Here is a 20,496-nt window from a genome sequence, read left to right as displayed (position 1 = left end):
GATCCGTGATCCGTTTTCCGAAGGAAAACGGATCNGACCCCGGAATTNCATTTCGATANNTNANANATGTGTCGACCAAGGTCGACACCTACCAACAGCNGCGGGAANCTGTCANAGGTGGGGCGGTGTGGGCTTGCAGGACCGTTGGCGCCATGGATGGCGCCATCGAGCCCCCAAGGACGGGTTTACGGCGTGTCCTGCAAGCCCACACCGCCCCGCCATCCCACCGAATGCCAGCTTTCGCTGTTGCTGTTGCTGTTGCGTTGAGCAGGTGCAGGGCGCAGCCCTGCCGAATACCCCCTACAGCGGCAGCGGTGCCTGCGCCGGATCGATCCGCCCCTCGCCACGGGTGATCTTCTTGAACTCGGCGCGGCTGACCGACACGTAGCGCTCGTTGCCGCCGATCTCCACCTGCGGGCCGTCCTGCACCGCATGGCCATGTTCGTCCACGCGCACGGTCATGGTCGCCTTCTTGCCGCTGTGGCAGATCGTCTTGATCTCCTGCATCTCGTCGGCCCAGGCCAGCAGGTACTGGCTGCCCTCGAACAGCTCGCCGCGGAAATCGGTGCGCAGGCCGTAGCACAGCACCGGGATGCGCAGCTGATCGACCACCTCGCTGAGCTGCCAGACCTGGCTGCGGCTGAGGAACTGCGCCTCGTCCACCAGCACGCAGCCCAACGGCCCGTTGGCCTGCAGATCCTGGCTGACCCACTGCTGCAGGTCGGTGTCGCGTTCGAAGGCCATGCCGTCGGCGCGCAGGCCGATCCGCGAGGCGACCACGCCCGCGCCGGCACGGTCGTCCAGGCGCGGGGTCAGGATCGCCACGCGCATGCCGCGCTCGCGGTAGTTGTGCGCGCTCTGCAGCAGGGTGGTGGTCTTGCCGGCGTTCATCGCCGAATAGTAGAAATAGAGCTTGGCCATCGGCCGATTGTACGACGCCACCCGGCGCCGGCCGAAGCCGTTCAGCAAGCCCACCGGCCGGCGGCTGTGGCCGCCACCAACGCCCGCTACAATCGCACCCCAATGCACGGTCTCAATCCCCCCCAAGCTGCCGCCGTCCTCCACATCGAAGGACCGCTGCTGGTGCTCGCCGGCGCCGGCAGCGGCAAGACGCGCGTGATCGTGGAAAAGATCGCCCACCTGATCAGCTGTGGCCGCTACCCGGCCAAGCGCATCGCCGCGATCACCTTCACCAACAAGTCGGCCAAGGAAATGCGCGAGCGCGTGGCCAAGCGCCTGCGCGAGCAGGATGCCGATGAAGTGACCATCTGCACCTTCCATGCGCTGGGCCTGAAGTTCCTGCAGATCGAGCATGCCGCCGTCGGGCTCAAGCGCGGTTTCTCGATCTTCGATGCCGATGACGCGGCCGCGCAGATCAAGGACCTGATGTACGGCGCCAAGCCGGACGACATCGAGGACATGAAGAACCTGGTGTCGCGCGCCAAGAACGCCGGCCTGTCGCCGGAGCAGGCGATGGCCGCTGCGCGCAGCAACCGGGAGAAGGAAGCGGCCGGCATCTACGAGCGCTACCAGTTGCGCCTGAGCGCGTTCAACGCCGTGGACTTCGACGACCTGATCCGGTTGCCGGTGCAGATCCTGGAAGAGAACCCGGAGATCGCGCTGGCCTGGCGCGAGCGCATCGGCTACCTGCTGGTCGACGAATGCCAGGACACCAACGATGCGCAGTACCGCCTGCTCAAGCAGCTGGCCGGTGACAAGGGCAACTTCACCTGCGTGGGCGATGACGACCAGTCGATCTACGCCTGGCGCGGTGCCAACCCGGAAAACCTGCAGCAGATGGGGCGCGATTACCCGGCGCTGGAAATCATCAAGCTGGAGCAGAACTACCGGTGCTCCAACCGCGTGCTGCGCGCGGCCAACGCGCTGATCGCCAACAACCCGCACGAACACCTGAAGAAGCTGTGGAGCGACCAGGCCGACGGCGAGCGCATCCGTGTGTGGGAGTGCCGCAACAGCGAACACGAGGCCGAGAAGGTCGCCGCCGAGATCGCGTTCGTAGCGCAGACGCGCAACGTGCCGTGGAGCGATTTCTGCATCCTGTTCCGCGGCAACTTCCAGTCGCGTCCGCTGGAAAAGGCGATGCAGCTGCTGCGCATCCCCTACCACCTGACCGGCGGCACCATGTTCCTGGAGCGCCAGGAAGTGAAGGACACGCTGGCCTGGCTGCGGCTGCTGGTGAACCCGGACGACGACACCGCGTTCCTGCGTGCGGTGCAGTCGCCCAAGCGCGAGGTCGGCGCCGGCACCCTGGCCAAGCTGGCCGAACTGGCCTCGGAAAAGGGCATGCCGATGGCGCAGGCCGCCGAGGCGATCGGCGCGCTGCAGCAGCTGCCACCGCGCGCGGCCAACAGCCTGGCGCGCTTCACCGACATCCTGCGTGACCTGCGCGCGCAGACGCGGCAGATCAGCTCCGGCGACATGATCCGCAAGGTCGCCAAGGAATCGGGCCTGCTCAGCGAGCTGCGGCAGCAGGCCAAGGAAGAAGCCAGCTACCAGCGTCGCGCCAACAACATCGAAGAACTGGCGCAGTGGTTCGAGGGTGGCCCGCGTGGTGCCACTGCGGCCGATCTGGCCGGCCAGCTGGCGCTGCTGTCGCGCAGCGACAAGGACGAGGGTGGCAACCAGGTGCGGATGATGACCATGCACGCCTCCAAGGGCCTGGAATTCCCCTACGTGTTCATCGTCGGCTGCGAGGACGGCGTGCTGCCGCACCAGGTCAGTCTGGACGAGGGCAATCTGCAGGAAGAGCGGCGCCTGCTGTACGTGGGCATCACCCGCGCCAAGATCCAGCTGTGGATGAGCTACAGCAAGCTGACCCGCAAGTTCGGCGAGCACGTGCGGCTGAAGCCGAGCCGCTTCTTCGAGGAGATCCCGGCCGAGGAGATCCAGCGCGATGGAGCGGATCCGGTGGCCGATGCGGCGCGCAAGAAGGAGCGGGCGACGGCGGGGTTGGCGGCGATCGAGGCGTTGTTCGACTGATCGGCGAACGGCGCAGCCCCTCGTGGCTGGCGCTCAACCAGTGGGTTCGTGGTTGGCCGGGTAGAGGGACTGCGCAGGGGACGCTGCAAGTACGTCCCTGTAAGCTCGGTCGCCGCATCCATGCGGCTTACGCCCCTGCGCAGCCCCTCTACCCGGCCTTGGACGGTTTCCTGGCGCGTCAGCCACGGAAAGAAAAAAGAAAATCAAAGGCAACGGCAACTGCGGGGGCTGAGGCACAATCGGGGTCTCTGGCTGGAGACCTGTCCGTGCACCCGATTGAAAGCGAACGCCTGCGCCTGCGGGCCATTGAACCGGACCGCGATGCGGCACCGATGCTGGCCCTGCTCAATGATCCGGGCTTCGTGCGATTCATTGGTGACCGCAACGTGCGTGACGAAGCGCAGGCGCGCGAGTACATCGCCCTGCGTGTGCTGCAGAGTTATGCGTTGAATGGCTTCGGCATGTATGCGATCGAGCGGCTGTCCGATGGTGCGTGGCTGGGTAATGCTGGGCTGGTGCGCCGCGAGGGGTTGCCGGCACCGGATATCGGCTACGCGGTGCTGTCCGCATACGCGGGGCAGGGCTATGCCAGCGAGGCGGCACGGGCGGTGTTCACTCACGCGCGCACGGCGCTGGGCCTGCAGGATCTGTATGGCATCACCGATCTGGACAACGCGGCATCCGGGCGGATCCTGCTGGGGTTGGGCATGCAGGAGCGTGGGGTGATCCAGCTGCCGGGCGTGGACAGCCCGAGCCGCTTGTATGCCACGCCGGGTGCACCGGAGTGATTGCAGCAGTGCACTGCAGCTCAAGCAGCTCGGTGCATGCAGGCGGGGCGTCAGAAACGTTTCAAAATCGCCGGATCGTGAAGTCGTTCGCCCCAGGGCTTGCGCATGGTGTGCCCAACTGGTGACCCGCAATCCGCGGGATCAACGGAAGGTACACACTCATGAGAGTTTCGATCGTCACCTTCGGCCTGTTTGCTGCATTGGCCAGTGCATCCGTGTTGGCAGAAGAATCCAATGGAGTACCGCTGATGATGATGGGCACGCAATCCTGCGCCGCGGCGTTCAATCAATCGGGTGCCAGCGGCTCCTGCCGCCTCACCAACGCGCAGGACTTTGGCAACAATTATTGCCAGATCACCGCCGATTGTCGCCGCCACGATGGCAGTATGGGCCACCCCCTCTATCAGGGAAGCAAAAGCAACGTCGCACGGCTGCAGAACTGCGACGGCAGTCTGAGGGTTGGTGGCTGCTGACGGCAAACACCCTGGTGTGTCGTTTGACAGATGCAAACGGCCACTCTTCCCGGCCGTGGTGGGTGCCGACCGTTGGTCGGCACTGCACCGTCAGGATGTTGACGTTCAGCCGCGCAGCTCCGCCAGCTGAGCCTGCAGCTCGGCCACTGCCGCTTCCAGCTGCGCCACGCGCTCGGCCAGGCCGGGGTCGGCCGGCTCGGCACCGCCGCCACTGCTGGCGTACTTCGCTGCCAATGCCGCGCCGTCCACTTCACCGCACAGCAGGTGCATGTAGCGGTCTTCGCGCTGGCCGCTGGCGCGCGGCAGCACCACCAGCAGGGCACGCTGTTGCAGGCGCTCGATGGCGTGGCGGGCTTCGTCCGCATCGGCGAAGCGGTGCAGGCGCTCGGCACGGGTGACCAGTTCGCCCAGGGTCTGCGGCCCGCGCAGCAGCAGCAGGGCCAGCAGCACGGTCTGCTGCCGGGTCAGGTCCAGCGCGCTCTGCAGGCGGTGCTCGTAACGGTCGGCGCGCGAGGAGAAGTGCTGGCGCGCCAGGCCCAGGGTCTCCAGCTGGCGCAGCGCATGCTCCACGCTGCCGGCACTCACGTTCATCACCGGCTCGCGGGCGGTCTTCTGGTTGGCCGCCGATTGCGCGGCGTTGACGGTCAGCGGGTAGGTGTCCGGGGTGGTGGCTTCCTTCTCCACCAGGCAGCCCAGCAGGCGCGCCTGTACGGCATCCAGCAGCGGAACGTCGGGGGTCTGGGCAGGGTCGGTCATGGCGGCTTCCGGAAGACAACGGGTCAACCGCCAAGCATAGCCGTCCCGGCGGCGCCTTTGCCGGTAAAATGGGCCGGTATATCTGATTGCCGGTGAATCCATGCGTCGTCCCGTTTCCTTGTCCCTGACCCTGCTCGCCATCGCGGCGCTGGGCCTGTCCGCCTGCAAGCGCGTGGAAGCGCCTGCCGAAGCCGCCACCCCGCAAGCCCCGGCCGCCGCCGCCAAGGCCGACGGTGCCCTCGACGCGACCGCCAACGACAACCTCAATGCCGTGCTGTGGATGCAGCGCGCGCAGGAATACAGGGCGATCACCGAGCAGACCTACCGTGCCGCCGCTGACCATCTGGACGTTGCGCTGAAGGAAGCCCACTGGGACGCGCTGGTGCCGGAAGAGCGCGGCAACGAGGCCAAGGGCCTGAAGCCGGCCGTGGTGCTGGACGTGGACGAGACCGTGCTGGACAACTCGCCATACCAGGCGCGCCTGGTACGTGATGGCAAGGAGTACGACGAACTCAGCTGGGACCAGTGGGTGGCCGAAAAGAAGGCCAAGGCCATTCCCGGCGTGGTCGATTTCGCCAAGGCTGCCAATGCCAAGGGCGTGACCCTGCTGTACATCTCCAACCGCGCCGTGCACCTGAAGGACGCCACCCTGGCCAACCTGCGCGAGCAGGGCCTGCCGGTGGCCGATGACAGCGTGTTCCTCGGTCTGGGCACCGTGGTTGAAGGGTGCGAGCAGGCCGGCAGCGAGAAGAACTGCCGCCGCCGCCTGGCCGGGCAGAAGTACCGCGTGCTGATGCAGTTCGGCGACCAGCTGGGTGACTTCGTGGAAGTGACCGCCAACACCAACGATGGCCGCGACGCGCTGCTGCAGCAGTATCACGACTGGTTCGGCGAGCGCTGGTGGATGCTGCCGAACCCGACCTACGGCGGCTTCGAGCCGGCGCAGTTCAACAACGATTACGCGCAGTCGCGGCAGGCCCGCCATGACGCCAAGCGTGCCGCGCTGGACTACGCGCCGTGAGCCGCGCCCCGCTGCCGCTGCGTGACGACGAGCGCCTGATCTTCGCGCTGGACGTGCCTGACCGCGTGCAGGCGCTGGCGTGGGTCGACCGCTTGGGCGACAGCGTGGCGTTCTACAAGATCGGCATGGAACTGCTCGCCTCCGGTGAGTACTTCCAGGTGCTGGACGAACTGGCACGCCGCGACAAGCGCGTGTTTGTCGACCTGAAGTTCTTCGACATCCCGGCCACCGCCGCGGCGGTGATCAAGCGCCTGGCGCAGTGGCCGGTCAGCTACGCCACCATCCACGGCTGGCACCCGGCGATGATGGAGGCCTGCGCGGCCGCCAACAGCGGCGACATGCGCCTGCTGGCGGTGACCGTGCTGACCTCGATGGGCCGACCGGACCTGGCGCAGATGGGCATCGACCGCGAGCCGGTGGAGGTGGTGGTCGAACGCGCGCTGGCCGCACAGGCCGCTGGCATCGACGGCGTGATCGCCTCTGGCCAAGAGGCCGGCCCGATCCGCGCCGCGACCGGCGCCGGTTTCTCGATCGTCTGCCCGGGCATCCGCCCCGGTGGCCCGGTCGGCGATGACCAGAAGCGCACGGTGGGTGTGGCGCAGGCGTTTGCCGATGGTGCCGATGCCATCGTGGTCGGTCGTCCGATCCGCCATGCGTCCGATCCGCAGGCTGCAGCACGGGCGATCCAGCAGGAAATCGCGACGGCTCTGGCCGCGCGTTGAGCCCCGCCCCGACGGCGGTCACGCCGGCACCACGAACGCCATCCCGTCGAATGCGGGATGGCGTTCGCATTTGTGCCTGTTGCCCTGACGCACCCGACCCCAGCCAGGAAAACTGTGCGCCGCATCGCGCTGTGCGCCTGGAGCCCCCTCTATCAATCGATGCACCAGCACGGACCGCGGCCGTGCCGGTACCAACCATCGATAGAGGAATACACGGATATGTATCGCAGCACCTCTTTGTTGTTCGGCGGCCTGTTGGCGGCGGCCATCGTCTTTCCCGCCACGGCTGCACCCCAACCCCGCGAAGCACCGCGCATCATCGGCGGCGAGGATGCCAAGCCAGGCGACTACCCGTTCATGGTCAGCATCCAGCGCTTGTCCTACGGTGACAGTGACCACGGTCGCCACTGGTGTGGCGCCACGCTGATTTCGCCCTCCTGGGTGCTGACGGCCTCGCACTGCGTGGAAGGTGATCGCCCGGATGATCTGGCCGTGCTGGGGGGCGCCACCGCGCTGTCCACCGAGCCGTCGGCGCGCCCCTCCAACGTCAGGACCATCCACATGCACCCGGCGTTCAACAGCGGCAACTCGCTGGAGCATGATGTTGCCCTGATCCAGCTCAGCGCACCGTTGGCCGATGCGCAGCCGGTCGCGCTGCGGTTGCGGCCCGATGCCAGCTATCTCAAGCCGGGCCGGGAGTTCACAGTGATTGGCTGGGGCGACACCGACATCAGTGACGGACGGGGCTATCCCACCCAGCTGCAGACGGTGCAGACCCCGTTCGTGCCCTTCGCCGAATGCCAGCAGGCCTACGGAGGGGAGCTGTCGCGCGGCAAGGTCATCTGCGCCGGCCGCGAAGGGATCGACAGCTGCCAGGGTGACTCCGGTGGTCCGCTGCTGCTGCGCCTGCGTGAGGGCTGGACCCAGTTCGGTGTGGTCAGCTGGGGCGAAGGCTGCGCGTTGGCCGGCTACCCCGGCGTTTATGCCCGAATCGCCGAAAAACATGCCGTAGATTTCATTGAAGCCGTCTGGCAACGCGATTGATTAAATAAAATCAATGAGTTAAACGATATTTCATCATGTGTTGCTTTAACTTTGCGGGCAGCGTAGGATCGCCGCCATCCGGTCTTCGGGCCGGACATGCGCCACAACACTGTCCACCGGCCTTGCGCCGGTTTGAAGAGCCTGCGATCCCTGTGGTCCGGGCTCTTTTTTTATCCGCCGGGTGCGGCAAGGCCCCATCGGCGCGGGGCGTGGATGCACCGCGCAGTGCGTGCCATGGCAGAAACCGTGACGCCCCGGCTTGCCGCTGTCACGTCGCAGGCCGCAAGATGCGGACCGGTCCGGGGAGTCCGATTGCATGAGCGTGGTAATGCGAGGAAGGTCTGCGCGGGGATGGGGGCTGGCGGCCATGCTGCTGCTGGCCATCGCCGCGTGCCGCGAATCCGGCAGTGATCCGGCCGCCGCGCCGGCCGAACCTGTCGCTGCAGTACAGGCGATGGCGCAGCGACTGGCCGAGGACGATCTGGTCGGCTATGCAAAGCTGTCGGTGCCCCCCAGCCAGTACCAGCGCCTGCAGCAGGCCTGGGCCGACGGCCACAGCCAGTGGCCGCTGACCGGACTGCCGCTGGGCGACCAGCTGCTGCCGATGCTGGCGGCGCTGCGTGAGCCCGGCGCCAGCGTGCAGCTGCAGCGCAGTTTCGACCGCCAGCTGGCCGGCCAGGCCCGCGCGGTGCGCCAAGCCGCGCAGTCGATGGGCAACTTCGGTGTGCAGTACCTGCGGCACCAGAAGGGCTATACGCCCGGCCAGCAGGCGCACTACATCCAGCTGGTGCAGACCCTGGCCGCCTGGGCGCAGGATGCCCCGATCAGCGACCGCGCCAGAGCCCGCAGCAGCATCGCCGCGCTCGTCGGCGCCGCCGCCCAGGTGGGTTTCCAGGACGATGCCGGTCTGCAGGCCGCAGGCATGGAAGGCAGCCTGCAGCAGCTGGCGCCGTTCATCCACACGCTGAAGGCGGTGCTGGCCAGTTATGGCCTGGGGGTGGACGAGGCGCTGCGCAGCGTGCGCGGTGAGCTGCTGTCGGTGGAGGGCGACAACGCCCTGGTGCGCCTGCAGTACGAGCTCGCCGGCCGCGCGATGACCGTGCAGGTGCCGCTGAGCCGGCGCGAGGGCCACTGGTACCTGACGCGCACCCTGGCCGATACCGATGCCCTGTTGCGACAGGCCGATGCGGCGCGCGCCGCCGCCGCTCCGGACCCTGTGCCCGCCCCGACAACCGATGGGGAAGCGGCAACGCCATCGGCTAAGCCATAATGACGTCGATGTCGAAACAGAACCCGCTGCCGTTCCCCGGCGAAGAATCCCAGCCGACGCCCGCCGACACGGCGCCGGCGTCCCCCTCGACCGACGTCGGCACGCCGCCGGCGGCGACGCCTGTGCTCGCGCGTCCTGCCGGCCGCCGCCCGCTGTGGGCGCGCCTGCTCGGGCGTCTGGTGGAACCGTGGCTGTCGCTGAAGATCGAGCCGGAAGACCCGGGCCAGTACAACGATGGCCGCCCGGTCATGTACGTGCTGGAAGACTACGGCCTGTCCAACGCGCTGATCCTGGACAAGGCCTGCCGCCAGGCTGGCCTGCCCTCGCCGCTGGTTCCGCTGGCCGGTGACCCCACCGGCCGCAAGCGCGCCTACCTGGCCCTGTCGCGGCGCAGCTCGAGCAACTCGCTGATTCCCGAGCAGCGCGGCGCCAAGACCCATTCCGATTCACTGGCCAAGGTCCTGCAGGCCCATCGCGTCCGCGACGACCTGGATGTGCACCTGGTGCCGGTGTCGATCTTCGTCGGCCGCGCCCCGGACAAGCAGAGCGGCTGGTTCGCCGTGCTGTTCTCGGAAAACTGGGCGCTGGTCGGCCGCTTCCGCCGCCTGCTCGGCCTGCTGCTGAACGGCCGCAACACCATCGTCCGCTTCGCACCACCGATCTCGCTGCGCAGCACCGTCGACGAGGGCCTGGAGCCCGAGCGTACGGTGCGCAAGCTGCAGCGCGTGCTGCGTACCCATTTCCGCCGCATCCGCGAGTCGGTGATCGGTCCTGACCTGTCGACCCGGCGCCTGCTGGTGGACCAGGTGCTGGCCGCCGAGACGGTACGCGAGGCGATCGCCTCGCAGGCCAAGCGCGACAACAGCAAAACCAGCGATGCCTGGAAGAAGGCGCACGCCTACGCCTGGGAAATCGCCGCGGACTATTCCAGCCCGGTGGTGCGCTCGGCCAGCTTCATGCTCAGCCATGTGTGGAACCGCATCTACGCCGGCGTGCTGGTGCACCACCTGGACAAGTTCAAGGCTGCAGCGCCGGGCCACGAAGTGGTGTACGTGCCCAGCCACCGCAGCCACATGGACTACCTGCTGCTGTCCTACCTGCTGTACGACCGCGGCATCGTGCCGCCGCACATCGTGGCCGGCATCAACCTGAACCTGCCGGTGGTCGGCACCCTGCTGCGCAAGGGCGGTGCGTTCTTCATCCGCCGCTCGATCCGCGGCAACGCGCTGTATTCGGCGGTGCTGAGCGAGTACGTGGCGCAGCTGGTCGCCGGCGGCTACTCCATCGAGTACTTCGTCGAGGGGGGGCGCTCGCGTACCGGCCGGTTGCTGCAGCCCAAGGGCGGCATGATCTCGATGACCCTGCGCGCGTTCCTGCGCCAGCCGCGCAAGCCGGTGCTGTTCCAGCCCATCTACATCGGCTACGAGAAGCTGATGGAGGGCGGCAGCTACCTGGATGAACTGTCCGGGCGGCCCAAGGAGAAGGAATCGATCTGGCAGCTGCTGTGGGGCATCCCCAAGGTGCTCAAGCAGAACTACGGCCAGGTGGTGGTGAACTTCGGCGAACCCATCGCGCTGAACGATGTGCTGGCCGAGAAGGCCCCGGAGTGGGGTGGCGAGGCGGTGTCCGAGGACGAGAAGCCCTCGTGGCTGTCGACCACCGTCGATACCCTGGCCGAGCGCATCCAGGTGCGCATCAACGGCGCGGCCGACGTCAATCCGATCAACCTGCTGGCGCTGGCCCTGCTGTCCACGCCCAAGCATGCGATGGGCGAGGCCGACCTGGTCGCGCAGATCGAGCTGTGCAAGACCCTGCTGGCGGAGATGCCGTATTCGGGCCGGGTGACGGTGACTCCGCATTCGCCGGAGCGGATCATCGCCCACGCCGAAGAAATCAACGTCCTCACCCGCATCAAGCACCCGCTGGGCGACGTGCTCAGCGTCAGCGGCGATACCGCGGTGTTGCTGAGCTACTTCCGCAACAACGTGGTGCACCTGTTCACCGCATCGTCGTGGGTGGCCTGCTGCTTCCAGAACAACCGCCGCATGAGCCGCACCGGCCTGGTGCAGCTGGGCCGCACGGTGTACCCGTTCCTGCAGGCCGAACTGTTCCTGCCGTGGACCGAGGACGAGTTCGCCCAGCGCATCGACCAGACCATCGACGTGTTCGTGCGTGAGGGCCTGCTGCAGAACATCAACGAAGACGACGGCGGCATCCTTGCCCGCAACACCGGGCAGACCGACGAAGTGTTCCGCCTGCGTGCAATCGGCCACTCGCTGCAGCAGGCATTCGAGCGCTACTACATCGCCATTTCGGTGCTGGTGAAGAACGGCCCGGGCACGCTCGGCGCCGCCGAGCTGGAAAGCCTGTGCCAGCAGGCCGCACAGCGCCTGAGCCTGCTCTATGCACCGGCCGCGCCGGAGTTCTTCGACAAGTCGCTGTTCCGCGGCTTCATCCAGAAGCTGCGCGAGCTGCGCCTGGTGTGGCCGGACGAGAACAGCAAGCTGCTGTTCGACGAGCGCCTGGACGCCTGGGCCAAGGATGCCAAGTTCATCCTCGGCCGCGAACTGCGCCACACCATCGAACGGGTCAGCCCGGAAGCGGCGCGCCCGGACGAACCGGCACCGCAGGATTGAATCTGCGGCGACTGTCGGGCCTGGCCGCGTTGATCGCGGCTGGAAGCCTTGCGGCTACTTCGGTGCAGGCGGCCGAAGCCTGCGTGGACGACAACCTGCCCGGGCGCCTGGCCGATGCGCCGGTACGCCTGTGTATCGAGGCCGGGCAACCGGTGCGCTACCGCCTGCGGCTGGCCGGCGAGGTGCGCATCAGCGGTGATGAATCCGCCGCTCGCCACGGTCTTGCCGGTGACTGGTACGGGCACCCGCTGGGTCTGCGCTGTTCCGGTGCCGACAACGTGCGCCGCTGCGACCTGACCGTCGACGGTGAGGCGGCCTGGAGTGCGGAGCTGGCGCTGCCGCGTTGATGCAAAGCCCCATCCACGCATGGCGTGGATCTGGTGGATGTCCCGGCATGGCGTGGATCCATGTGTTTCCGGGTCGCCCCATCCACGCATGGCGTGGATCTACCGGGACTTCCCGGCATGGCGTGGATCCAAAGGTTGCCGGGGCGTGCCATCGGCGTTCGGGGCGGCGTGGGCCAGTAGATCCACGCCATGCGTGGATGGGCCCCCGGTTACGCCGGTTCGTCCGGAATCTGCAGGCTTTCCAGCTTGGTGATGCAGTCCTTCAGCTGCAGCTTGCGCCGCTTCAGGCGCTTGAACTCCAGCTCATCTTCGCCGTTGGCGGCCATGCGCGCGATCTGTTCATCCAGCGACCGGTGTTCGGCGCGGAGGGCGACGAGGCGTTCGACGATTTCGGCGGGGTTGTAGGTGTCCACGGTCTCCGAGCATACACAGCGACGATGACTGCCGGGAGAGGGGAATCCCGACCCCGGGTCCGGGCTGCCACAAGCCGGTAGAATGGCGCCATGTCCGCCGTGATCTCCCTGCCCGATCCCCCGCAGCGCGTTCCGCGCGATCCGCGCGTGGACGGGCTCGGGGCGGACAAGCTGGGCAAGCGCCTGCGCCGCCAGGTGGGCCAGGCCATCGCCGACTTCGGCATGATCGAAGCGGGCGACAAGGTCATGGTCTGCCTGTCCGGCGGCAAGGACAGCTATACCCTGCTGGACCTGCTGCTGCAGCTGCAGAAAAAGGCGCCGGTGCCGTTCGACCTGGTGGCGGTGAACCTGGACCAGAAACAGCCCGGCTTCCCCGCGCACGTCCTGCCGGAGTACCTGGCCGGGCTGGGCGTGCCGTACCAGATCATCGAGCAGGACACGTACTCGGTGGTCAGCCGGGTCATCCCGGAGGGCCGCACGATGTGTTCGCTGTGCTCGCGCCTGCGTCGTGGCGCGCTGTACAACCACGCCAAGGCGCACGGCTTCAGCAAGATCGCACTGGGCCACCATTGCGATGATGTGGTGGCCACGTTCTTCCTGAACCTGTTCCACCACGCCAAGCTGGCCGCCATGCCACCGAAGCTGCTCAGCGACGATGGCCAGCACGTGGTGATCCGCCCGATGGCGTACGTGCGCGAGCACGACATCGCGCAGTACGCGCAGGCGCGCCGTTTCCCGGTCATTCCCTGCACCCTGTGTGGCAGCCAGGAAAACCTGCAGCGTCGGCAGGTCGGCCTGATGCTCAAGCAGTGGGACCAGGAGCATCCGGGGCGCATCGAACAGATCGCACGTGCAATGGCCGACGTGCGACCTGCGCAGCTGGCCGATGCCGCCCTGTTCGATTTCATGGCCCTGGGCCGCCGTGGCGATGCGGCGCACGCCGATGCCTGGCCGGCCGACGCAGTTCCCGAGACGCCTGCCGTTTAAGGTCGGGCGCCCTTCTTCTTCAGACACCGGAATTCCATGTTCTTTCGCAACCTGACGTTCTTCCGCTTCCCGACTGCCACTGATTTTTCCGAAGTCGACACCCTGCTGCCGCACGCCCTGCTCAAGCCGGTGGGCGCACTGGAGATGAACTCGCGTGGTTTCATCTCGCCATTCGGCCGCGAAGAGAAGGAAGTGCTCTCGCATCGCATTGCCGAACACCTGTGGCTGACCGTCGGTGGCGAGGACAAGATCCTGCCCGGCGCGGTGGTCAACGACCTGCTCGAGCGCAAGCTGGAGGAGATCGAAGAGAAGGAAGGCCGCCGCCCCGGTGGCCGCGAGCGCAAGCGCATGAAGGACGACCTGCTGCATGAACTGCTGCCGCGCGCCTTCGTGAAGTCCTCGCGCAACGATGCCTTCATCGACCAGCTGCACGGTTATGTGGCGGTGGACACCTCCAGCCGCAAGACCGGCGAATACTTCATGTCCGACATCCGCGGCCTGCTCGGCAGCTTTCCGGCGATGCCGCTGAACGCCGAAGTCGCGCCGCGTTCGATCCTGACCGGCTGGATCGCCGGCGAGCCCCTGCCCACCGGCTTCAGCCTGGGCGAAGAGTGCGAGATGAAGGACCCGGTGGAAGGCGGCGCGGTGGTCAAGTGCCAGCACCAGGAACTGCGCTGCGACGAGATCGACAAGCACCTGGATGCCGGCAAGCAGGTGACCAAGCTGGCCCTGGTGTTCGAGGACAACCTGTCCTTCGTACTGGGCGACGACCTGATCGTGCGCAAGCTGAAGTTCCTGGACGGTGCGCTGGACCAGCTGGAACATGCCGACGAAGACGGCCGCCGTGCCGAGTTCGACGCCCGCTTCGCCCTGCAGAGTGCGGAGATCCGCCGCCTGTTCCTGCTGCTTGAAGAAGCCTTCAAGCTCAGCAAGGCTGACTGAACAGGCAGGCCGTCGGCCGCCGGTCATCCGGCGGCCTCGCACGGCGCTATGCTGGGACCATGAGCCGTCTGCTGCGCCGCCTGATCTCGCCGGTCCCACCCGCCACCGTGCAGCGCGATACCGTTCGCCTGCGCCTGGAGGATGTCGAGGTCGAGATCCTGCGCGTGCGTGATCCGCGCGCGCGCCGGATCAAGCTCAGCGTCGATGAGCGCGGCGCACGACTGACGTTGCCGCCGCGTGCCAGCCTGGCAATGGGCGAGCGCTTCCTCGAACAGCATCGCGAATGGCTGGGGCTGCAGCTGCGCCACTACCAGGGGCACGGTCTGCCCGCCGCGTTGCAGCCCGGCGTTGAAGGGGTGCTGCCACTGCGCGGCGAACTGCTGCCGCTGCGCTGGCAGGAAGGCCGCTACGCACGGTTGGAAATCGACGAACACGGTGCCTGCGTGCAATGGCCGAGCCGGGGCGGCGATGCGACCCTGCGCCGCCTGCTGCGCGAATTCTATGAAGCGCAGACCCGCGCCGATGTCGGCCGCTGGTTGCCGAAGTATCTGCCCGGCCTGCCGCGCGCGCCCAGCCGCGTGCGGTTGAAGGTGATGTCCTCGCAATGGGGCTCGCTGGCCCCCGACGGCAGCATGGCGCTGGACCTGGCACTGGTACTGGGCCACCCGGCCGCCTTCGAGTACGTGCTGGTGCACGAACTCTGCCACCTGATCCAGGCCAACCACTCGCCCGCGTTCTGGCACGAAGTGGAACAACGCTTCCCCGACTGGCGCGAGCAGCGCGACTACTTCCAGCTGGAAGGGCGCAGATTGAAAGCGATGCTTCGGCAGCTGCTGTAGCGCCTGCGCTACAGCACCTGCCCAAGCATTCCTCCTCTACCCCCGCCTTCGGCGCGCCCCTTCAACAGAAGGGGCTCCACTCCAGAGAGGCGGCGGCGCAGTCGAGCAAAATCGGCTCTACTGAAGCGCGCACAGCGCGCGACCCGCTTTGCTCCTGCTCTTCCTTTTCTCTTCCGTGGTCAGCACGGAAACCATCCGTGGCCGGGCGGGGTGGGTTGCGCAAGGGCGTGAGCCGCATGGATGCGGCGACCGAGCTTACATGGACGTACTTGCAGCGACCCCTGCGCAATCCACCCCGCCCGGCCAAGCACGGCTTTTGATCTGAACGGCCACCACGAGCGGCTCAGCCGTTGGCCGCAAACCTCATCGACCCGCGCGCAAGGCCGCCGCCTCCGCCCACCGCGCCGCCACGCGCGGTGCAGTGATGCATACCGCCTGATCGGTCACCGTGGTCACCGCCCGCTCCAGCAGCTGGATGTCCGCCTCGTGCTGGCGCGCCACGTGCGGATCCTCGAAGAAGATCGCGCGCTGGCAACGGCCTTCCAGCACGCGGTCGGCAATCTGCGCATCGCCACCCATCGGGCCGCTCTGGTAGCGCGTCACCCACGCCGTATCCGCTGGCCAGCCGCGGCTCCAGGCCAGCTCGTTCAAGCGCTGGCCGGTGGTACCGGTGGCGACGCGTTCGCCGAAGCGCGCCAGTACGTCGAAGTGTTCATCGGCGAAGGCGAGCATCGCCGGCTTCATCGCATCGTGCGCGATCAACGCCAGCGTCTGCTCCTCGAACGCATGCAGGTCGTCGGTGCCGGCATCGGCGGCCAAGCCCGCATGGATGCGCTCCACCTCGATCCAGTCGCGGGCGGTGGCCACGGTGGAAATGAACGGCTTGCCGTGGATCACGCACTGGCGCTTGAGCGCGGTCGCCTCGGGGAAAACCGAGGAAGGGTCGACCGGATCCATCAGATAGACCGCACCGTCCAGCGTACGCTCGGCGCCCATGCCCACCACTTCGGCCACCAGTTTCATCAAGCCGCCTTCGCGACCGTAGGGATAGCGCTGCAGGCCGTCGTAACCGGCAAGGAACCCGTTGCGCTGGATCGCGTCGTGGGTGCGGCCAACCGCACACAGTGTCACGCCCAGTTCGCGCAGCCCGGGTTCGCTGGCGCGCAGCCAGCGGAACAGTGCCGCGCGCGCGTCGTGGTGATGGAGACGGTTGGCGGCCAGGCCGATGCGCATCGAAAGCTCCGGGATCGGTAGAAGCGGCAGTGTATGTCGCTATTGGCGGTTTCGGAGGGTTTTACAAATTTCCTCATTGTTGCTGGGAAGCGCGTCGCTAGCGTGGCAGAAGGTCATACCGGGATGTGGCCATGCCCCCGCCCGCGACATGAGGATGTCCACCATGAATGTCGCTGGCCGCCTGGCCCGCATCGTCGCCCTGTCGCTGTTGTCGGTGCCGGCCTGGGCCGGACAGTGCGAAGGCCCCATCCTGCTTGCCTATCCCGCTGACCGTGCGCCGTTGTCGTCCAGTCAGGACGACACGCCACAGGGCTTGGTGGCCGCCTATCTGGCGCTGCTGCAGGAACAGGTGCCTACGCTGCGTGCCACACCGGTCGCGGCGACGGCGCTGGCCGCTGGCGCGCTGCCTGCCGGGACCCACGCCGTGCTTGGCTGGCCGCGCGCGCAGACGCCGAAAGGCTGGGTGGCCAGCGTGCCCTACCTGCAGGTGCCGCAGGTGATCGTGCGACGCCCCGATGCGCGGCCGATCATCGGCCTGGAGGGACTGCACGGCCACGGCGTGGCCAGCCCCGATGTGGTGCCGCTCGCTGCCGTGCTGGAAGAGTCGAGCGCGCATGTGCCGCTGTTGCAGGTGGCGGCGCTGGACAAGGCGCTGCAGCTGCTGATCAGCGGCCAGATCGATGCAGTGGTGGGCAACCTGGTGGAAGTGGAAGCGGCGCTGCGCGATCAGCCCGGCGGCGCGCTGGACGTGGCGGCGCCGGCCGGCTTCAGCGACGCACTGGTACTGGCTGCGCTGCCGGCGTGCGCGCACCTGGTGGATCGCTTCAACCAACTGCAGGCAGGCATGACGGAGGAGCAGCGCGAGGCAGTGCGGGCGCACTGGGTCTCGACATCCCCTCGCCGCGGCCAGGTGCCGCCGGTGTCGCCCCTGCGCGGCTTGATCGCGGTGCTGCTGATGCTGCTGACAATGGGCCTGGTGCATGCATTCGGTCACTGGCGACTGCACCGTGAAGGCCTGCGCAGGCAGGCGCTGGAGCAGCGCCTGCACGAGGTCACCAGCAACCTGCCGGCGGTGGTGTACCAGGCACGGCGCAGCAGCACCGGCGAGTACAGTGTTCCCCACATCGCCGGCGATGTGCATGCCCTGTTCGGGATCAGCGTGGATACCGCGCGGGTCGACCATGGCAGCCTGCTGGCAGCAGTCCATCCGCAGGACCGCCGCTCGGTGCTGGCCTGCGTTGATGCCGCCGCGCTGGTGCGTGGGCCCATCGACGTCACCTTCCGCACGCGCGGCCCCAACGGCTGGCGCTGGGTACGTTCGCACGGGCGACCGATTGCCTGCAGCGACAGCGGCGTGGAATGGAGCGGATACTGGATGGACGTCACCGAAGCGCGCGCACGTACGCAGGCACTGAACGATGCCCGGCGTGACGCCGAGCAGGATGCCGCCGCCAAGAGCCATTTCCTGGCCACCATGAGCCACGAGATCCGCACGCCGATGAGCACCATGCTGGGAATGCTGGAGCGCTTCGGCAGCGGCGCGCTGGATGCGCGCCAGCGGCAGGTACTGGCGACCATCGATGATGCCGCGCAGATGCTGCGACAGATCCTGGATGACGTGCTGCACAGCCAACGCCTGCAGACCGGCCCACAGCCACCGCAGTGCCTGCCCACCGACCTGGCCGGGCTGCTGCGGGCGGTGCAGCGCCTGCTGGCACCAGTGGCGGCCAGCAAAGGGCTGCATCTGCGCTGCGAGGTGGATCCTGCGCTGCAGCGTGGATCGTTGGCCGATGCGCTGCGCCTGCGCCAGATCCTGTTCAACCTGGCGGGCAATGCGCTGAAATTCACCCTGCACGGTGGGGTGGACCTGCAGGTGCGGGTGCTGCAGCAGCGCGCCCAGGGCCAGCAGCTGCGGCTGCAGGTGACCGATACCGGCGTGGGCATCAGCCGGGAGCGCCAGCGGGCGGTATTTGCAGCCTTTACCCAGGCCGACGCCTCCACCACCCGGCGCTTCGGTGGCAGCGGCCTTGGACTGGCGATCTGCCGGGAGCTGGCGGCATCGATGGGCGGGCAACTGCACCTGTGCAGTACGCCGGGCGTGGGCACCACGGTGTGGCTGGACCTGTACCTGCCGGCCTGCGAGGCGCCATCGGCGGAGCATCGTGATGATGCGGCTGGCCTGCACGAATTGCCGCCGGTGCGGGTACTGGTTGCCGAAGACCATCCCACCAACCTGCAGCTGCTGGTGCGGCAGCTGCGGGACCTGGGCCTGCAGGTGCATGCCGCAGCCAATGGCGAGCAGGCCTGGCAGGCGTGGCAGACGCAACGGTTCGCGCTGGTCATCACCGACTGCCACATGCCGGGCATGGACGGCTTTGCCCTGGCCCGCGCGATCCGCGCCGATCCTCGTGCCGATGCGGCAAGGGTGCCGATCATCGCGTTGACCGCCAGCGTGCTCGACAGTACCCGCCAGGCCTGCCTCGACGCAGGCATCGATCACTTCATCGCCAAGCCGGTCGGCCGCCAGGCACTGCATGCCGTCCTGGCCGCAGTGCTGGTGCCACTCGGTCTGTCAGTGCGCCAGTAGCCGGGCGATGCTGGCGGCGGCATCGCGGCCCTCGGCCACAGCGGTCACCACCAGGTCGGCACCGCGCACCGCGTCACCCCCGGCGAACAGGCGCGGATGGGCGGTCTGGAAAGGCAGCCTGCCCTTGCCACCGGCGAGGATGCGGCCATTGGCCTGGCCTTCCACACCATGCTCGGCCAGCCACGAGGGCACGCTGGGCGAGAAGCCGAACGCGATGATCACCACGTCCGCTTCCAGCAGCGACTCGCTACCCTCGATCGGCACGGCGTTCTGGCGGCCGTTGGCATCGGGTTCGCCCAACCGCGTCTCGACCACCGTCACCCCGATCACTTCGTCATCGGCGCCGGCTTCGATCGACAGCGGCTGGCGGTTGAACAGGAAGCGCACGCCTTCCTCGCGCGCGTTGGCCACTTCGCGCGCGCTGCCCGGCATGTTGGCCTCGTCGCGCCGGTAGGCACAGGTGACCTTGGCCGCGCCCAGTCGCACCGCGCTGCGCACGCAGTCCATGCCGGTGTCGCCACCGCCGAGGACCACCACGCGCTTGCCATTGAGGTCGGGCAGGGCGATCTGGTCTTCCCAGCCGGCGATCGGCCGGCCCTGCGGATCATCGCCGCCGACGATGCGGCTGTTCTGCACCAGGAACGGCAGTGCCGGCAGCACGCCCTTCAGGTCCTGGCCATCGAGGCCACCGTCGGTGTAGCGATACGCGCCGGTACCGACGAACACCGCATCGTGGGTGTCCAGCAGCTGCTGCAGGCTGATGTCGCGGCCGATCTCCACGCCGAGGCGGAACTGCACGCCCATGCCTTCAAGCACGTCGCGACGACGACGGATCACGTCCTTGTCCAGCTTGAAACTGGGGATGCCGAACTGCAGCAGGCCGCCGACCTGTTCGTAACGGTCGTAGACCACTGCGGTGATGCCGGCATGCGCCAGGCGGTCGGCACAGGCCAGGCCTGCGGGGCCGGCACCGATCACCGCCACCGTGTGGCCGGTGGGCTGCACCGCCGTCATGTCCGGCCGCCAGCCGGTAGCCAGCGCGGTATCGACGATGTACTTCTCCACCGCGCCGATGGTGACCGCACCAAACTCTTCCAGCGTGCAGCTGCCCTCGCACAGGCGATCCTGCGGGCACACCCGGCCGCACACTTCCGGCAACGGGTTGGTGCTGTGGCACAGCGTGGCTGCTTCGTGGATGCGGTTTTCCTGCACCAGCTGCAGCCATTGCGGAATGGCGTTGTGCACCGGGCACTTCCAGCTGCAGTACGGGTTGCCACAGTCCAGGCAACGGCCGGCCTGGTACTGCGCATCTTCCTTGCCGAACTTTCCGTACAGCTCGCCCCAGTCGCCGGAGGTGCGCAGTTCAACCGGGATGCGCTGCGGCATGGTCCGGGGCAGGTCGAGGAACTGGAAGGCGTGCTTGCGGCTCATGGCGGAC

18 protein-coding genes are annotated in these 20,496 nt (G+C 67.6%); 13 read left to right on the top strand and 5 right to left on the bottom strand.

Annotation, left to right across the window (positions count from 1 at the left end; genetic code table 11):
- Positions 1 to 300 precede the first annotated feature (300 nt).
- Positions 301 to 921, bottom strand: a complete 621-nt coding sequence (locus TEP_RS19220) for a thymidine kinase (protein WP_025875442.1) — start codon at positions 919 to 921, stop codon at positions 301 to 303.
- Positions 922 to 1,023: 102 nt separating this feature from the next.
- On the opposite strand from TEP_RS19220, the gene TEP_RS19215 reads away from it, so the two are divergent.
- From TEP_RS19215 to TEP_RS19205, 3 genes are all read left to right on the top strand, one after another.
- Positions 1,024 to 3,000: a UvrD-helicase domain-containing protein gene (locus tag TEP_RS19215; protein WP_093820450.1), complete on the top strand. Its 1,977-nt coding sequence runs from the start codon at positions 1,024 to 1,026 to the stop codon at positions 2,998 to 3,000.
- Between the two features lie 266 nt (positions 3,001 to 3,266).
- On the top strand, positions 3,267 to 3,788 hold the full coding sequence (locus TEP_RS19210; RefSeq protein WP_132826348.1) for a GNAT family N-acetyltransferase: 522 nt from the start codon (positions 3,267 to 3,269) through the stop codon (positions 3,786 to 3,788).
- A 161-nt stretch (positions 3,789 to 3,949) separates the two neighbouring features.
- Positions 3,950 to 4,261: a hypothetical protein gene (locus tag TEP_RS19205; protein ID WP_132826347.1), complete on the top strand. Its 312-nt coding sequence runs from the start codon at positions 3,950 to 3,952 to the stop codon at positions 4,259 to 4,261.
- Between the two features lie 105 nt (positions 4,262 to 4,366).
- On the opposite strand, the gene TEP_RS19200 is transcribed toward TEP_RS19205, so the two are convergent.
- Positions 4,367 to 5,017 carry a DUF480 domain-containing protein gene (locus tag TEP_RS19200; RefSeq protein ID WP_080150241.1) on the bottom strand — a complete coding sequence of 217 codons (651 nt, stop codon included), beginning with the start codon at positions 5,015 to 5,017 and terminating at the stop codon, positions 4,367 to 4,369.
- A gap of 100 nt (positions 5,018 to 5,117) precedes the next feature.
- On the opposite strand from TEP_RS19200, the gene TEP_RS19195 reads away from it, so the two are divergent.
- The 6 genes from TEP_RS19195 to TEP_RS19170 all read left to right on the top strand — a co-directional run bounded on the left by TEP_RS19195 (position 5,118) and on the right by TEP_RS19170 (position 12,057).
- Entirely contained in the window at positions 5,118 to 6,038 is a 921-nt protein-coding gene (locus TEP_RS19195) for a 5'-nucleotidase, lipoprotein e(P4) family (protein ID WP_132826346.1), read from the top strand.
- A complete protein-coding gene (gene pyrF, locus TEP_RS19190) occupies positions 6,035 to 6,760 on the top strand; it encodes an orotidine-5'-phosphate decarboxylase (protein ID WP_025875430.1) in 726 nt (241 codons plus the stop codon). The genes TEP_RS19195 and pyrF overlap by 4 nt, the downstream gene beginning before the upstream one ends.
- A gap of 219 nt (positions 6,761 to 6,979) precedes the next feature.
- Positions 6,980 to 7,804 carry a serine protease gene (locus TEP_RS19185; RefSeq protein WP_132826345.1) on the top strand — a complete coding sequence of 275 codons (825 nt, stop codon included), beginning with the start codon at positions 6,980 to 6,982 and terminating at the stop codon, positions 7,802 to 7,804.
- Between the two features lie 316 nt (positions 7,805 to 8,120).
- Positions 8,121 to 9,074: a hypothetical protein gene (locus TEP_RS19180; protein WP_025875426.1), complete on the top strand. Its 954-nt coding sequence runs from the start codon at positions 8,121 to 8,123 to the stop codon at positions 9,072 to 9,074.
- On the top strand, positions 9,074 to 11,710 hold the full coding sequence (gene plsB / locus TEP_RS19175) for a glycerol-3-phosphate 1-O-acyltransferase PlsB (RefSeq protein WP_132826344.1): 2,637 nt from the start codon (positions 9,074 to 9,076) through the stop codon (positions 11,708 to 11,710). The genes TEP_RS19180 and plsB overlap by 1 nt, the downstream gene beginning before the upstream one ends.
- Entirely contained in the window at positions 11,707 to 12,057 is a 351-nt protein-coding gene (locus tag TEP_RS19170; protein ID WP_132826343.1) for a hypothetical protein, read from the top strand. The genes plsB and TEP_RS19170 overlap by 4 nt, the downstream gene beginning before the upstream one ends.
- 209 nt (positions 12,058 to 12,266) lie before the next feature.
- Here the strand turns inward: TEP_RS19170 and TEP_RS19165 are convergent, their stop codons facing one another.
- Positions 12,267 to 12,470, bottom strand: a complete 204-nt coding sequence (locus TEP_RS19165) for a DUF465 domain-containing protein (protein ID WP_093820272.1) — start codon at positions 12,468 to 12,470, stop codon at positions 12,267 to 12,269.
- 90 nt (positions 12,471 to 12,560) lie between these two features.
- Between TEP_RS19165 and ttcA the strand changes: the two genes are divergently transcribed.
- Genes ttcA through TEP_RS19150 form a run of 3 tightly spaced genes read left to right on the top strand, consistent with a single transcriptional unit; the run spans position 12,561 to position 15,238 of the window.
- Positions 12,561 to 13,457, top strand: a complete 897-nt coding sequence (gene ttcA / locus TEP_RS19160; protein WP_132826342.1) for a tRNA 2-thiocytidine(32) synthetase TtcA — start codon at positions 12,561 to 12,563, stop codon at positions 13,455 to 13,457.
- A 36-nt stretch (positions 13,458 to 13,493) separates the two neighbouring features.
- A complete protein-coding gene (locus TEP_RS19155; RefSeq protein WP_025875418.1) occupies positions 13,494 to 14,399 on the top strand; it encodes a recombination-associated protein RdgC in 906 nt (301 codons plus the stop codon).
- Between the two features lie 59 nt (positions 14,400 to 14,458).
- Positions 14,459 to 15,238: a SprT family zinc-dependent metalloprotease gene (locus TEP_RS19150; RefSeq protein WP_132826341.1), complete on the top strand. Its 780-nt coding sequence runs from the start codon at positions 14,459 to 14,461 to the stop codon at positions 15,236 to 15,238.
- Between the two features lie 363 nt (positions 15,239 to 15,601).
- Here the strand turns inward: TEP_RS19150 and TEP_RS19145 are convergent, their stop codons facing one another.
- Complete coding sequence (locus TEP_RS19145) at positions 15,602 to 16,471, bottom strand: methylglyoxal synthase (protein ID WP_093820268.1); 870 nt, start codon at positions 16,469 to 16,471, stop codon at positions 15,602 to 15,604.
- 163 nt (positions 16,472 to 16,634) lie between these two features.
- Here TEP_RS19145 and TEP_RS19140 point away from each other — a divergent pair, with 163 nt between their 5' ends.
- Positions 16,635 to 19,058, top strand: coding sequence for a response regulator (locus TEP_RS19140; protein WP_132826340.1), 2,424 nt, complete (start codon positions 16,635 to 16,637; stop codon positions 19,056 to 19,058).
- Here TEP_RS19140 and TEP_RS19135 read toward each other — a convergent pair.
- Positions 19,044 to 20,489 (bottom strand): FAD-dependent oxidoreductase, encoded by a 1,446-nt coding sequence (locus TEP_RS19135; protein ID WP_132826339.1) that lies wholly within the window; start codon positions 20,487 to 20,489, stop codon positions 19,044 to 19,046. The genes TEP_RS19140 and TEP_RS19135 overlap by 15 nt on opposite strands.
- Positions 20,490 to 20,496: the final 7 nt, after the last annotated feature.

It is taken from the genome of Stenotrophomonas sp. TEPEL (genome assembly GCF_004348785.1).
GTDB classification, from domain to species: Bacteria; Pseudomonadota; Gammaproteobacteria; order Xanthomonadales; family Xanthomonadaceae; genus Stenotrophomonas; species Stenotrophomonas indicatrix.
This window is presented reverse-complemented; position numbering and strand designations above follow the sequence as displayed.